General features: G+C 71.7%; 14 protein-coding genes. 10 read left to right on the top strand and 4 right to left on the bottom strand.

What is annotated here, in order from left to right:
- The gene (bioD, locus tag OHT77_RS37950; protein WP_328832878.1) at positions 1-750 is read left to right on the top strand and encodes a dethiobiotin synthase; all 750 of its coding nucleotides are present in this window, start codon (positions 1-3) and stop codon (positions 748-750) included.
- Here bioD and OHT77_RS37945 read toward each other — a convergent pair.
- Positions 747-3,023: a helix-turn-helix transcriptional regulator gene (locus tag OHT77_RS37945; protein WP_328832877.1), complete on the bottom strand. Its 2,277-nt coding sequence runs from the start codon at positions 3,021-3,023 to the stop codon at positions 747-749. The genes bioD and OHT77_RS37945 overlap by 4 nt on opposite strands.
- A 115-nt stretch (positions 3,024-3,138) precedes the next feature.
- On the opposite strand from OHT77_RS37945, the gene OHT77_RS37940 reads away from it, so the two are divergent.
- Positions 3,139-3,825 (top strand): esterase/lipase family protein, encoded by a 687-nt coding sequence (locus OHT77_RS37940; protein ID WP_328832876.1) that lies wholly within the window; start codon positions 3,139-3,141, stop codon positions 3,823-3,825.
- A gap of 129 nt (positions 3,826-3,954) precedes the next feature.
- Positions 3,955-4,641, top strand: coding sequence for a class I SAM-dependent methyltransferase (locus tag OHT77_RS37935; RefSeq protein ID WP_328832875.1), 687 nt, complete (start codon positions 3,955-3,957; stop codon positions 4,639-4,641).
- Here OHT77_RS37935 and OHT77_RS37930 read toward each other — a convergent pair whose 3' ends face one another.
- The gene (locus OHT77_RS37930) at positions 4,642-5,016 is read right to left on the bottom strand and encodes a fic family toxin-antitoxin system, toxin component (RefSeq protein ID WP_328832874.1); all 375 of its coding nucleotides are present in this window, start codon (positions 5,014-5,016) and stop codon (positions 4,642-4,644) included.
- A gap of 4 nt (positions 5,017-5,020) precedes the next feature.
- On the bottom strand, positions 5,021-5,260 hold the full coding sequence (locus OHT77_RS37925) for a toxin-antitoxin system HicB family antitoxin (protein WP_328832873.1): 240 nt from the start codon (positions 5,258-5,260) through the stop codon (positions 5,021-5,023).
- Positions 5,261-5,470: 210 nt separating this feature from the next.
- Between OHT77_RS37925 and OHT77_RS37920 the strand changes: the two genes are divergently transcribed.
- The 7 genes from OHT77_RS37920 (at position 5,471) to OHT77_RS37890 (ending at position 13,818) form a co-directional block, all read left to right on the top strand.
- Positions 5,471-6,349 (top strand): ABC transporter ATP-binding protein, encoded by an 879-nt coding sequence (locus OHT77_RS37920; RefSeq protein WP_328832872.1) that lies wholly within the window; start codon positions 5,471-5,473, stop codon positions 6,347-6,349.
- A 4-nt stretch (positions 6,350-6,353) separates the two neighbouring features.
- Positions 6,354-8,924, top strand: coding sequence for an ABC transporter permease (locus OHT77_RS37915; protein ID WP_328832871.1), 2,571 nt, complete (start codon positions 6,354-6,356; stop codon positions 8,922-8,924).
- A gap of 92 nt (positions 8,925-9,016) precedes the next feature.
- Positions 9,017-9,928 carry an LLM class F420-dependent oxidoreductase gene (locus OHT77_RS37910; protein ID WP_328832870.1) on the top strand — a complete coding sequence of 304 codons (912 nt, stop codon included), beginning with the start codon at positions 9,017-9,019 and terminating at the stop codon, positions 9,926-9,928.
- A complete protein-coding gene (locus tag OHT77_RS37905; RefSeq protein WP_328832869.1) occupies positions 9,921-10,346 on the top strand; it encodes a GNAT family N-acetyltransferase in 426 nt (141 codons plus the stop codon). Before OHT77_RS37910 ends, OHT77_RS37905 begins: the two co-directional genes overlap by 8 nt.
- Positions 10,347-10,502: 156 nt before the next feature.
- Positions 10,503-11,915: a hemolysin family protein gene (locus tag OHT77_RS37900; protein ID WP_328832868.1), complete on the top strand. Its 1,413-nt coding sequence runs from the start codon at positions 10,503-10,505 to the stop codon at positions 11,913-11,915.
- Positions 11,912-12,925: a hemolysin family protein gene (locus tag OHT77_RS37895; RefSeq protein ID WP_328832867.1), complete on the top strand. Its 1,014-nt coding sequence runs from the start codon at positions 11,912-11,914 to the stop codon at positions 12,923-12,925. Before OHT77_RS37900 ends, OHT77_RS37895 begins: the two co-directional genes overlap by 4 nt.
- A 110-nt stretch (positions 12,926-13,035) precedes the next feature.
- A complete protein-coding gene (locus OHT77_RS37890) occupies positions 13,036-13,818 on the top strand; it encodes an SGNH/GDSL hydrolase family protein (RefSeq protein ID WP_328832866.1) in 783 nt (260 codons plus the stop codon).
- A 229-nt stretch (positions 13,819-14,047) separates the two neighbouring features.
- On the opposite strand, the gene OHT77_RS37885 is transcribed toward OHT77_RS37890, so the two are convergent.
- Positions 14,048-14,278 carry a hypothetical protein gene (locus tag OHT77_RS37885; protein WP_328832865.1) on the bottom strand — a complete coding sequence of 77 codons (231 nt, stop codon included), beginning with the start codon at positions 14,276-14,278 and terminating at the stop codon, positions 14,048-14,050.
- Positions 14,279-14,298 lie beyond the last annotated feature (20 nt).

Here is a 14,298-nt window from a genome sequence, read left to right as displayed (position 1 = left end):
ATGCCGGTACTGGTGATCACAGGGACGGGCACGGAGGTCGGCAAGACGATCACCACGGCCGCGGTCGCCGCGGCGGCGCTCGCGTCCGGCCGCACGGTGGCCGTCCTGAAGGCCGCCCAGACGGGTGTACGGCCGGACGAGCGCGGGGACGCCGACGAGGTCGCGCGGCTCGCGGGCGTGGCGACGGCGGCCGAACTCGCCCGGTATCCCGAGCCGTTGGCCCCCGGCACGGCGGCGCGCAGGGCCGGCCTCGCGCCGGTACGCCCGCACGAAATCGCCGAGGCCGCCCAGAAGTTGGCCACCGAGCACGATCTGGTGCTGGTCGAGGGCGCGGGCGGGCTGCTCGTACGGTTCGACGCGGAGGGCGGCACGCTGGCGGACGCGGCGCGGCTGCTGGACGCCCCGGTCCTGGTGGTGGCGTCGGCGGGCCTGGGCACCCTGAACACGACGGAACTGACGGCCCGTGAACTCCGCACCCGGGGGCTCGACCTGCTGGGCGTGGTGATCGGCAGCTGGCCCGACAGACCTGACCTGGCGTCCCGTTGCAATGTGGCGGACCTGCCTGAGGTGTCGGGGGCGCCGCTGCTCGGGGCGCTGCCGGAGGGGGCGGGGACTCTGACCCCGGCCGACTTCCGTGCGGCGGCGCCGAGTTGGCTGGCGCCACTACTCGACGGGACGTGGGATGCGGACGGGTTCGGGGACCGGGAGGCACCGCCGTCCTGGAGCGCCGACCCGACCCCGGCCGTCTAGGAGGCCTCCCCTTCGGCCAGCAGCCGCACCAGTTCGATACGCGAGCGGATGCCCAACCGGCTGAAGACACCGCGCAGATGGTGGTCGATCGTGCGCGGGCTGAGGGCGAGGCGGACGGCGATCTCCCGGTTGGTGGCGCCCTCGGCTGCCATGCGGGCGACCATCAGTTGCTGGGCGGTCAGGCGGGTGGTCGGGGCGAGGTCCCCGGATGCGGGCAGGGCGGTCGCGGCCACCGGTGTGCCCAGGGCGCGGAGTTCGGCGCGGGCCTGGGCGGCGCAGTGCGGGGCGCCGAAGGACTCGAAGGCCTCCAGCGAGGTGTGCAGGCGGTCGCGGGCCTCGGTCCGTCGGCGCAGTCGGCGCAGCGCACCGCCCAACAGCAGCTCGGTGCGGGCCCGTTCGAAGTCACGGGTGCCGCGTGCGTGCAGGTCGAGGGCGATGCGGTAGTGCTCGACGGCTTCGGCGCCGGGTACGAGCAGGGCGCGGCAACGGGCGCTCAGGGCGAGGTCGTCGGGGCTGCGGACGGCGCGTGCCCAGCGGTCGTAGTCGGCGTGCGCGACCCGGGCGATCCGGGTGTCGCCGCTGCGGGCGGCGGCCTCGACGTAGTGCGGGGTGGCCAAGTGCCGTATCGCCCGGTGGCCGTGGCCCGGCCCGAACCCGGCGAGCGCGCGCAGCCGGGCCGCGGCGGCGGCGAACCGGCCGCTGCTCAGGTCGAGATAGGCGAGGGCCCACTGGGCGAGGGCTGCGGGCAGCCCGAGCCCCCGTCCCAGGGCGAACGCGCGGGCGGCGGCGGCCCGTTCGCGGCACACGTCCGCGTCGCCGGTGAGCGCGGCGAACATGGCGAGCGCGGCCTGCAGATGGCAGGCGCCGTTGTCCTGGCCGGTGGCGTGGGCCTGCCACAGGGCGTCCGCCGCGGCCGTCTCGGCGGCCCGTGGACGCCCGGTCCAGAACTCGGCGTACGCCCGGAACTCCATCGCCTGCGCCACGATCACGGTCGTACCCCGCGCCCGCGCCGAGGCCGCCGCGCGCACGGTCGCGGTGGTGGCACGGGTGTGGTCGCCGAGCATCAGCGCGGCGATCCCGGCGTGGATGAGGAGGGTGGGGTCACCCCCGGGCCCGCACCGGCCGGCGGCGGCCTTGAGCAGATCCCGCGCGTCCTCGTACCGCCCCTCGCACGCGGCGGCCAGTCCCCCGAGCGTGCCGTGCGGCACGATCCCCACCCGAGCGGCGACAGCCGCCGCCTCCCGGCACCGTCTCAGGTCCCCGGTGTAGACGGCGGCTTCGGTGGCGCGGGCGAGGAGGTGAACGGCGAGGTCGGGGGCGGGAGTTCGGGGGGTGGCGGTCAGGCGGGGTACCTCTGTCACCGGGGACGTCGGTCTCAAGTCGGCGTCGGATTGCGCCAGTTCACGCCGCATCACCGCCGTCACCAACGCGTCGAACGCCTCCGCCGCGTTCCCCGACCGCAACGCGAACACCCCGTTCAGCGCGTCGCTGTCCGTCGCGGCCGCGAGTCTTCGGGCGCGGTCGCCCTCGCCGGACTGCCAGGCGTCGGCGGCGGCGCGGTTGAGGAGGCGGGCGTGTTCGTGGGGGTCTCGGGTGAGGGTGGCGGCGCGTTCGACGAGGGCGCGGGCGAGGGTGTGTTCGCCGGCGGCGCGTGCGCGGTGGGCGGCTGTGCGGAGTTCCGCGGTGAGCCGGACGCTGGGGCCGAGCGCGCCCGCGCCCCGGTGCCAGGAACGTCGCGGGGTCTCCCCGTCCGCGCGCAACACCCGTGTCAGCAACCGGTGTACGTCCCTACGGTCGGCCGCCGACCCGGTCTCGTACGCGGCGATCCGCGTCCACGCGTCGCGGAACACCACGCCACCGGCCGTCCCTTGAGCGATCCCGGCCGTCTCGGCGGCGTCCAGACACCTGGTGTCGAGCCGCCCGGCGGCGACGGCCCGGAGGAACGCGTGGGTGGCGACCGGGTACTGGTCCGCCGCCGCGAGCAGCAGAAGCAGCCGGGTGTCGTCGGGCAACGCACGGATCTCCCGGCGGCGCCGGGCCAGCAACTCCGGTGCCAGGGAAGCGGGTTCGGTCGGCAGGGGGTCGAGGCCCGCGGTCTGGCGTGGGGTCAGCCGCGGGAGGAGTTCGGCGACGGCGCGCGGATCGCCGTAGACCGCGCGCTGTACTCGGATACGGACCCCTTCGGGGAGCGGGGGGTCGAGGGGCCGCCCTGTGTCGGTGCGGCGCGGTGGCGAAGTGCGGTCTGGGGAAGTGGGGTTCACCGGAGTCAGCACACAACTGACGTTACTGGCGAGTTAATTCACCCGTAAAGACCGGCGATTTCACCGATGCGGCGCGCGTAGAACGGCGCTGACACTCCTGACAACCCCACCCGTATCAGGAGGCATCATGCAGCGCCACAAGCGTCGCATCGCCACGGCCCTGTCGGCCGTGACCACCTCGCTCCTTCTGTCACTCTCCCTGGCCTCGACGCCCGCTCACGCGGCGAGCCACAACCCGATCGTGTTCGTCCACGGTCTGAGCAGCGACTCCACCACCTGGGACGACTGGATCGCGGACTTCGAGGCGGACGGTTACTCGTCCTCCGAGCTGTACGCGATCTCCTACGACTGGACGAAGTCGAACGTCACGACTGCTTCGACGCTGTCGACGTACATCCAGTCCGTCCTCGCCAGGACCGGCGCCTCGAAGGTCGACCTGGTGGTCCACTCCATGGGCGCGCTCAACAGCCGCTACTACCTCAAGAACCTGGGCGGGACCTCGTACGTCGACGACTTCGTGTCGGTCGCCGGGGTGAACCACGGGACGAGCATCGCCTCGCTCTGCGGCTGGCTGTACACGTCCTGCAAGGAGATGCAGACGGGGAGTTCGTTCCTCACGGCGCTCAACTCCGGTGACGAGACGCCCGGCAGCGTGTCGTACGCGGCCTACTGGTCGGACTGCGACGCGGCGATCGACCCGGACACCTCGGCCGAGCTGAGCGGCGCGACCAACGTGGACGTCGGGTGCATCTCGCACACCGACATGAACAACGACCACGGCGTCTACGAGCAGGTCCGGAACTTCATCTCCTGATCCGGGATCCGGGCCCCGATCCTCCGATCCCGGCCCCTTCCCCCGGCGGCAGCGGGGGTGGTCAAGGGCGGCAGGGGGGACAATCCCGGTAGGGACCGGTTTCGGCCCGGTCCGGTCCGGGAGGTCGCCATGCCGCTACGGTCCGCAGGCTCCGGCACGGTGCCGCGCGACGCCGTCCACCACCCGCTGTTCGCCCGTTACTACGCCCGTTTCAGCGTGAGCGCCGAGTCGCGGCTCGGGCTGGCCGGGATGCGGGACCGGCTGCTCGCCGGGCTCTCCGGGCGGGTGATCGAGATCGGCGCCGGGAACGGCCTGAACTTCGCGCACTATCCGGGCACCGTCTCGGAGGTCGTCGCGATCGAGCCCGAACGGAACCTGCGCCGGCTCGCCGTCGAGTCCGCGCTCCGCTCCGAGGTCCCCGTCGACGTGGTGCCGGGCGCGGCCGAGAAGCTCCCCGTCAAGAGCGAGGCCTACGACGCGGTCGTGCTGTCGCTGGTGCTGTGCAGCGTGCGCGACGTGCCGCGCGCCCTCGCGGAGGTACGGCGGGTGCTGCGCCCCGGTGGGGTCGTGCGGTTCTTCGAGCACGGCCGGGGCGGCGGACCGGCGATGGCGTTCACCCAGCGCGCCCTGGACCGCACGCTGTGGCCACCGCTGAACGGCGGCTGCCATCTGGCCCGCGACCCGGTCGCCGCGCTGCGCGACGCGGGGTTCGAACTCGGGCCGTACCGCAGGGTGTTGATCCCGGAGAAGGGTCCGACGCTGCCGACCTCGTACTGCGTCCTGGGCACCGCATGGCGCCCCGAGGCGGCCGACTGATCACAGGCTCCACTGGCGCAGCTCGCGCGCGATCTCGTCGACCGACGCCTCGCCGCTCTTGACCAACCGGGCCAGTTCACGGACCTGTTCGGGCGAGGTGACGACCTTCAGGCCGGAGGCGACGAGGTAGGCGTACGCGACGGCGGAGGCGAAGAGGGCGTTCGAGCGCGCCAACGCCGGGACGTGGATGAGGAGTTGCAGGAGGGCGGCGGCGCGTGCGTGCGGGCTGTCGTAGACGGGGACGTCGAATATCTCGGCCTGGTGGCGCGCCACGGCGGCGACGAGCGCGCCCCAGTCGGTGACCTCGGGGTCACCCGGTGTCTTCTGTTCGGCGAGCATCAGCAGCCAGGCGAGGTCGATCCTGAGATTGCTCAACGGATCAGCGGCGACCTTCGCGCGGGCGCTCCCCGTCGGCGCCGAACTCGTCGGCGAAGACGGACTCGTACTGCTTCATGAAATCGGCCGCGGCCTCCACGAACGTGTGGCCGACCTCGCCGGTGTCCTGTCGGACCAGTTCCTCTATGTACCGGTTGACGCTCATGCCGCGCGCCAGGGCACGTTCACGCGCCGCGCGGGCGGTGCCCTCGTCCACGCGTACGTTCAGCTGGGTCTTCGCCATACCTAGACGCTAGCGCCGAATCGCTAGCACCGGCAAGGGCTCGGCCCACCCGGGGAAGGTGGGTGGAGAGTGCCCCTTACACCGGTGTCGGGGGCCCGACCTGGGGTGGAGACCGCATCGGTCGCACGGGGGATATCGGGTGTGCGGCGCGTCACACTAGGCTCGGCCGGGACCAGGGAGTCGGGCACGTCCACACACGAGGGGGCGGCCTTGTCCACACCTGCTGCGGAGCACGCCCCGGGTCAGGCCCCCGCCGGCCCGAACGCGGCCCGCGCCCACGGTCTGACCAAGGCGTACGGCTCGGGCGAGACGACCGTGCTCGCGCTGGACTCGGTGGACGTGGAGATCGCGCGCGGCCGTTTCACCGCGGTGATGGGCCCATCGGGGTCCGGGAAGTCCACGCTGATGCACTGCCTGGCGGGGCTCGACACCGTCTCGGCCGGACAGGTCTGGCTCGGCGACACGGAGATCACCGGGCTGAAGGACCGCGAGCTGACCCGGCTGCGCCGCGACCGGATCGGGTTCATGTTCCAGTCGTTCAACCTCATCCCGACCCTGAACGCGGCCGAGAACATCACCCTGCCGATGGACATCGCCGGCAAGAAGCCGGACCAGAAGTGGGTGGACCAGGTCATCGACACCCTCGGGCTGCGTGACCGGCTCAAGCACCGGCCGGCCCAGCTGTCCGGCGGCCAGCAGCAGCGCGTGGCCTGCGCGCGGGCGCTCGCCTCCCGCCCCGAGCTGATCTTCGCCGACGAGCCGACCGGCAACCTCGACTCACGCGCGGGCCTCGAAGTGCTCGGCTTCCTGCGTGACGCGGTGGACGAACTCGGCCAGACCGTGGTCATGGTCACCCACGACCCGGGCGCCGCCGCCCACTCCGACCTGGTGCTCTTCCTCGGCGACGGCCGAATCGTGGACGAGATGGAGCGGCCCACGGCGGAGGGGGTGCTGGAGCGGATGAAGCGGTTCGATCTGGCGAGAGGCCAGTTCGAGGGACCCGATCCTGGTCCCGGTTCAGGACCCGGTATCCGCCCGGGGCCCGGTTCCTCGGAGGACGCGCCCGACGTGACCCTCGACAAGGACTGAGCCCGTGCTGAAGGCGACCCTCCGGAGTTTCCTCGCGCACAAGGGGCGGCTGCTGCTCTCGGCGCTCGCGGTCGTGCTGTCGGTGGCGTTCGTGGCCGGCAGCCTGATCTTCTCCGACACGGTGACCCGTACCTTCGACCGGCTCTTCGCCTCCACGTCCGCCGATGTGACCGTCGAGCCGAAGCAGGACCTCAAGTCCTCGGTGCCCACCGGCGCGACCGAGACCGTGCCCGCCTCGCTCGCGGCGCAGGCGGCGAAGGTGCCCGGGGTCGCGGCGACCCACGCCGACGTGTCCGTCGAGAACATCGTGGTCGTCGACAGCCGGAACAAGTCCGTCGGCCCGACCACCGGCGCCCCCACCATCGCCACCGACTGGCACCTCACCGACCGCAGCCCGGTGAAACTGACCTCGGGCCACGCCCCGCAGGGCGCCGACCAGGCACTCCTCGACGCGGACACCGCCGACGACAAGCACGTGAAGATCGGCGACACCCTGACGGTCCAGGCGCAGCCGGGCACCTTCCACGTCAAGATCGTCGGCATCGCGACCTTCACCACCACCAACCCCGGTGCCGCCCTGGTCTTCCTGGACCCCGCGACCGCGAAGTCCCAGCTCCTGGGCGCGTCCGACCGTGCCACGAGCATCTCGGTGGACGCGGTGAAGGGGGTCGACGACGCCGTACTCAAGCAGCGGGTGACGGCAGCGATCGACGCGTCCGGTATCTACGACATCAAGACGGCGAGTGAGCAGGCGAAGTCGGCAGCGGCCGATCTGGGCGGCTTCCTCGACGTCATCAAGTACGTGATGCTGGGCTTCGCCGGCATCGCGGTCCTCGTCGGGATCTTCCTGATCGTCAACACGTTCTCGATGCTGATCGCCCAACGCACCCGCGAGCTGGGCCTGTTGCGTGCCCTCGGCGCCGACCGCAAGCAGGTCCGGCGGTCGGTGCTCACCGAGGCACTGCTGCTCGGCCTGATCGGTTCGACTCTGGGCCTTGCGGCGGGAATCGGGCTCGCGGCGGGGCTGATCAAGTTGATGACCGCGTTCGGGATGAACCTCAAGACCACGGAGATGGTGGTCGGTTGGCCAACTCCCGTCGCCTCCTATGTGGTTGGCGTCGGTGTCACCTTCGTCGCCGCGTATCTCCCGGCCCGCCGCGCGGCCGGTGTCTCGCCGATGGCGGCGCTCGCGGACGCCGAAGTGGCGGGCGTGGGACGGCCGTTGAAGGTGCGGGCGATCGTGGGCACGGTCGTCGGGGTGATCGGTGCGGCCGCGCTCGCGGGCTGCGCCGCCGCGACGAGTACGGCCTCGTCCTCCTCCCTCCTGGGTCTCGGCATCGTCCTGACCCTGATCGCGACCGTGATCGCGGGCCCGCTCCTGGTCCGCCCGATGATCCGGGTGCTGGGCGGCGCGTTCCCCGCCCTGTTCGGCTCGGTCGGCCGGATGAGCCAGCGCAACGCCCTGCGCAACCCGCGCCGTACGGGTGCCACGGCGGCGGCCCTGATGGTGGGGCTCGCCCTGGTCGGCGGAATGTCGGTGGCGAGCGCCTCCATGTCCAAGTCCTTCGACCAGCAGATCGACAAGACCCTCGGCGCCGACTTCGTGATCCAGAACGGCAACTTCCTGCCGTTCTCCAAGGAGGTCACGGACCGGGTGCGCGCCACCGAGGGCGTCGGTCTCGTCGTACGGGCCCGCTTCGCACCCCTCGCGGTCCACCTGCCGGACGGCAGACGGGTGGAGACGACGGCGGCCGGTTACGACACCCCGCTCGACGACGTCGCCCACATCAAGTACGCGCAGGGCGGCACGAGTTCGGCACTCGCCGCCGGACACCTCGCCATGGAGGTCGACTTCGCGAAGAAGCACGGCGTACGGATCGGCAGCGTGCTCCCCGTCGAGTTCCCGGGCGGACGGACCACGAAGCTGACGGTGGGCGCCCTGAGCGATCAGGGTTCCTCGGGCGGTTTCGGAACGCAGGGCGGGCTGTTCTTCGGGATCGCCACGGTCGAGAAGTACGTCCCGAACGGCCAGGACTCCTCGCTGTACGTGAACGCCGCGTCCGGCACCGGGGCCGACCAGCTCCGCAAGTCCCTCGAGACGACGCTGAAGCCGTATCCGCAGGTCCAGGTCCGCGACCAGGCCGACTACAAGAAGCTGGTCCACGATCAGATCGCCGTACTCCTGTATCTGGTGTACGCGCTGCTCGGCCTGGCGATCGTCATCGCGGTGCTCGGGGTGGTCAACACCCTTGCCCTGTCGGTCGTCGAGCGCACCCGCGAGATCGGCCTGCTCCGCGCGATCGGACTCGGCCGGCGGCAACTCCGGCGCATGATCCGGCTGGAGTCGGTGGTGATCGCGGTGTTCGGCGCGGTGCTGGGCCTCGGGCTGGGCCTGGTCTGGGGCGTGTGCGCGCAACAGGTCCTGGCGCTCCAGGGCATGAAGGCGCTCGCGGTGCCGTGGACCACGATCGTCGCGGTGGTGATCGGCTCGGCGGTGGTGGGCATCGTGGCGGCCCTGCTGCCGGCCTTGCGGGCGTCGCGGATGAACGTGCTGGCGGCCATCGCGCACGAGTGACGGGGTGCGCGGCGGGGGAGGCACGTCGTAGGCCGCTTCCGGGCACGACGTGCCTCCCGGACCGTCAAGTCCCGTACTCGTGAGGAGAGTTCATGACGCGCCCCTTCCGCTTTGGAGTCAATCTGCTCATCCCCGCACCGGCCGACGCGTGGCAGGCGAGGTGCCGACGGGCCGAGGAGCTCGGCTACGACGTCCTTCTGGTCCCCGATCATCTGGGCATGGTCGCGCCGTTCCCCGCACTGGTCGCCGCGGCGGAGGCGACCGAGCGACCACGGGTGGGCACGTTCGTGCTCAACGCGGGCTTCTGGAACCCGACTTTGCTGGCCCGCGAGGTGACGACCACCGACGATCTGACCGGCGGCCGTCTCGAACTCGGGCTGGGTACCGGCTACATCCAGGCGGAGCACGACACGGCAGGGCTGCCCTTCGGCTCACCGGGAGAGCGCGTCGACCATCTGCGGCGCACGGTGGAGGAGTTGGAGCGCATCCTGGGCGCCGAGAACCGCCGCGTCCCGCTGCTCCTCGGCGGCAACGGCGACCGCATGCTGCGTCTGACCGCCGAGCACGCGGACATCGCGGCGTTCACGGGCGCGAGCCTGGAGCCGGGCAGTACGACGGGCAGGCTGGCGCCGGTCGACGCCGCCGGGTTCGGCCAACGGGTCGCCCGCTACCGGGAGTTCGCGGCCGACCGGGCGGAACCCGCGGAACTCAACCTGCTGCTCCAGCTGGTGGCGGTGACCGACGATCCGGCGAGCGCGCTCCGGCCGCTGCTGGAGCGCCGACCGGACCTGACCGTGGAGCAGGTCCTCGACCTGCCCGTCATGCTGGTCGGCACCCTGGACCAGGTCACCGCGAAACTGCGCGCGCTGCGCGACCGGCACGGGTTCTCGTATCTCAGCGTGCTGGAGCCGCACATGGAGGCGTTCGCGCCGGTCATGGCGGAGCTGCGCCGAAACCCGCTCGCCCCGCACGGCCGGCCTCTGCTTGGCTCGCCCCATGAGTGATCTCCACATCCGCGGTGCCGCCCTCTCCGACGTGGACGCCGTGCTGGCGTTCTGGGCCGAGGCCGCCGAGGGCACGAGCATCAGCGACGACCGCGACGGGGTGACCCGGCTCATCACCAGGGACCCGGACGCGCTGCTCCTCGCGGAGCGCGACGGGCGGCTCGTCGGCTCGGTGATCGCCGGTTTCGACGGCTGGCGCTGCCACCTGTACCGGCTGGCCGTGCACCCGGAGCGGCGGCGGCAGGGCATCGGCTCGGCGCTGCTCACGGCGGCCGAGGAACGCTTCGTGGCGCTGGGCGGGCGGCGCGGCGACGCGATGGTGCTGGAGCGCAACGAGACCGGTCAGCATGCGTGGCGCGCGGCGGGGTACGCACCCGAGGAGCAGTGGCGGCGCTGGGTGAAGCACCTCACCACCTGAACGCTTTGCCCATCCTTTACTATTGGCGGACCACTCCGAACTTCTGATTCTTTTCGAAAGGTGTGAGCGTCCGCCCATGGGCGAGCCTCCCAGTCCCGGCGCGCGACATCGCGCGAACCTCCCTGCCCTGTCCGATCATGGGACGGAGGTGAACCGATGACCGAAGTGCTTCTGCTGCTGGTGGCGATCCTGCTGTCGCTCGCCTGTGGTGCCTTCGTCGCGGCCGAGTTCTCGCTGACCACCGTCGAGCGCAGCGAGCTGGAGCGCGCGGTCGAGCGCGGCGAGCGGGGTGCCTCCGGCGCCCTGAAGGCCGTACGGAATCTGACGTTCCAGCTGTCCGGGGCGCAGCTCGGCATCACCGTCACCAATCTGGTCGTCGGCATGCTCTCCGAGCCGTCGATCGCCGCGCTGATCGCGGGCCCGCTGGAATCGCTGGGCATCTCGCACTCCGCGTCGAGGTCCGTCGCGCTGGTGCTGGGCACTGCGCTGTCGACCGTGTTCCTGATGGTCGTGGGCGAGCTGGTGCCGAAGAACTGGGCGATCTCGTCGCCGCTGAGCGTGGCGAAGCGGGTGGGGAACGCGCAGCGGTGGTTCAGTGCCGCGTTCCGCCCCTTCATCAGCCACCTGAACAACACGGCCAACCACGTGGTGCGCGCCTTCGGGCTGGAGCCCGCCGAGGAGCTGGCCTCCGCGCGCGGACCGCAGGAGCTGGCCGCGCTGGCCCGGCACTCCGCCAAGGAAGGTGCCCTGGAGCCGGACACGGCCGAGCTGTTCGTCCGGACCCTCAACCTCGCCGACCTCACCGCGGAGAACGTGATGACCCCGCGCGTCCAGGTCGTCGCCCTCGACGCCCAGGCGACCTGCGAGGACGTGGCCAACGCGACCCGGGCGACCGGGCTGTCCCGGTTCCCGGTCTTCCGCGACAGCCTCGACGAGGTCGTCGGCACCGTGCACATCAAGGACGTCCTGGCCGTGCCGGCCGACCGGCGGGCCCGCGTCCCCCTCTCCGAGGTGATGCGCGAACCCCTCCTCGTCCCCGAGTCCCTCACCGTCGACCGCCTCCTGGACCGGCTGTCCGGCAAGCGCACGATGGCCGTCGTCATCGACGAGTACGGCGGTACGGCGGGGGTCGCGACCCTGGAGGACATCGTCGAGGAGGTCGTCGGCGAGGTGCGGGACGAGCACGACCCGCACGAGACGCCCGACCTGGCCCCGGCCGGGACGGACGACGAGGGCCGCGCGCTGTACTCCGCGGACGGCGCCGCCCGGATGGACCAGCTGGCCCGCGTGGGTCTGCGCGCGCCGGAGGGACCCTACGAGACGCTGGCCGGGCTTGTCGCGAATGAACTGGGGCGGATTCCCGAGGTCGGGGACGGGGTCGAGGTCGCCGGGTGGCGGATCGACGTGGTGGACGCGTCGGGGCGGCGGGCGGCGAGGCTGCTGCTGCACGTGCCGCTGGGTGATGCCGGTTCGGGCACGGATTCCGACTCCGGTTCCGGTTCCGGCTCGGGTTCGGGTTCGGGCTCTGCTTCCGATTCCGGTTCCGACTCCGCGAAGGGGGAGCTGTGACCGCCGTACAACTGCTGATCGGGTTGGCGACGCTGGTCGTCAACGCCTTCTTCGTGGCCGCCGAGTTCGCGTTGATCTCGGTGCGCCGCAGCCAGATCGAGCCGCACGCCGAGCAGGGCGACCGGCGGGCCAAGAGTGTGCTGTGGGGGTTGCAGCACGTGTCGGCGCTGATGGCGGCGGCCCAGCTCGGGATCACGCTGTGCACGCTGGTGCTCGGCATCGTCGCGGAACCGGCGATCGCGCATCTGCTGGAGCCGGTGTTCCACGCGGTCGGCGTGCCGGAGGGCGCGGGGCACGCGGTGTCGTTCGTGATCGCGCTGGCCGCGGCGACGTACCTGCACATGCTGCTCGGTGAGATGGTCCCGAAGAACATCGCCCTGGCCGAGCCGGTCCGCAGCGCGCTGCTCCTCGGACCGCCGCTGGTGACGTTGTCCCGGGCGCTGCGCCCGGTGATCTTCACGATCAACGCGTTCGCCAACACCCTGCTCAAGCTGCTCCGCGTCGAGGTCAAGGACGAGGTCACGGCCTCCTTCTCCGATGCCGAACTCGCGCGCATCGTCCGGGACTCCGGCGAGGCGGGCCTCATCGACGAACGCGCCCTGGAGCGTCTGAACGACGCCCTGGAACTGGGCAGACGCCCCGTCCGGGACGTCGTCCTCCCCTTGGAACGCGTCGACTACGTGGTCGCGGGCATCACCCCGGCGGAGTTGGAAGTCCTCTCGGCCGAGTCCGGCTTCTCCCGCTTCCCGGTGGTGGACGCCGAACGCCGCATCATCGGCTACCTCCACGTCAAGGACGCGCTGGACGCGTCCCCACGCGACGAGCCCTTCAAGGTCGAGGACATGCGCTCCATCGCCAACGTGACGGAGACGACCCCGATGGACGACGTCCTCACCGCGATGCGGAGCAGCCGGACGCATCTGGCGGCGGTGCTGGATGAGGAGGGGCGGTTGACGGGGCTGGTGACCATGGAGGACGTGCTGCGGGAGTTGTTCGGGCAGCGGGCGTAGGTCGGCGTACGCGCGAGCCGGGCTCTGGTGGCGCCACCAGAGCCCGGTGAAGGCGGGGGCCCGGGCCCACCGACCGGCGGGTATGGACGCGGGATATCATCTTCGTCGCCATGCAGACGAATCCCACGTACACCAGCCTGGTCGCGATCGGCGACTCCTTCACCGAGGGCATGTCGGACCTGCTCCCGGACGGTACCTACCGGGGCTGGGCCGACCTCCTCGCCGGCCGGATGGCCGCGCGGACTCCCGGCTTCCGTTACGCCAACCTCGCCGTACGCGGCAAGCTGATCGCGCAGATCGTCGAGGAGCAGGTCGGCCCGGCCGCCGCCATGCAGCCCGATGTGATCACGCTGGTGGGCGGCCTGAACGACACCCTGCGCCCCAAGTGCGACATGGGCCGGGTGCGCGCCCTGCTGGAGGAGGCCGTCGAGCGGCTCACTCCCGCCTGCAAGCAGCTGGTGCTGATGCGCAGCCCCGGCCGCGAGGGCCCGGTCCAGCAGCGCTTCCGGCCGCGCATGGAGGAACTCTTCGCCTGCGTCGACGACCTCGCCGATCGGCACGGCGCCCTGGTCGTCGATCTGTACGGCGCCCCTTCGCTCGCCGACCAGCGCGCCTGGGACGTCGACCGGCTCCACCTCACGGCCGAGGGCCACCGCCGCGTCGCCGAGGCGGTGTGGCAGACCCTGGGCTACGAGGCCGAGGACACGGAGTGGCGTACGCCGATGCCGCCGACCCCGCCCCTGAACTGGACCGCCCGCCGCGTGGCCGACGTCCGTTTCACCCGCCAGTACCTCCTCCCCTGGATCGGCCGCCGCCTCACGGGCCGCTCCTCAGGAGACGGCCTCTCCCCCAAACACCCGGACCTGGCCCCGTACCAGGGCCCCACGGCGTAACTCCCCAGGGTGCCGACCTGTTGGTGTGCGGCGTTGCCTGTCACGCGGGTGTGTTGGCCGAGCTTGCCGATGGTGACGGCAATGCTGACGGTGGGGAGGGCGGGGCTTGATGTGCACCCCCTGGCCGGAGATCCCGACCGTGGCATGAGCCACGGGGCACGGGTTGTGACGACGGCCCCGCCCCGGAATCACCCAGGAACAGGGCCTGTCGCCCCCGACCCGCTGTGCCTCACTCGCCTTGGACGGAGACGTCCGTGATCTCCGCGGACACCTCGGTGCCCGCGGAAGCCGTACTGATCATCGACGACGTGTAGTTGAGGCTCGTCTGGTCCGACAACTCGGCCGTCTCGATGACCGGGCCGGACTCGTCGCCGTGGATCTCGTAGGTGATCTCGTAGACGGCGTCCGGGTCGACCTCCACCACATCACCCAGAAACGTCAGGTCCGGCTCGACCGTCACGTTGCACACCCCGCAGACCC

This window comes from Streptomyces sp. NBC_00252, assembly GCF_036187565.1.
Classification (GTDB): domain Bacteria; phylum Actinomycetota; class Actinomycetes; order Streptomycetales; family Streptomycetaceae; genus Streptomyces.
Note: the sequence above shows the minus strand (reverse complement) of the source record. Positions and strands in the feature narration are given on the sequence as shown.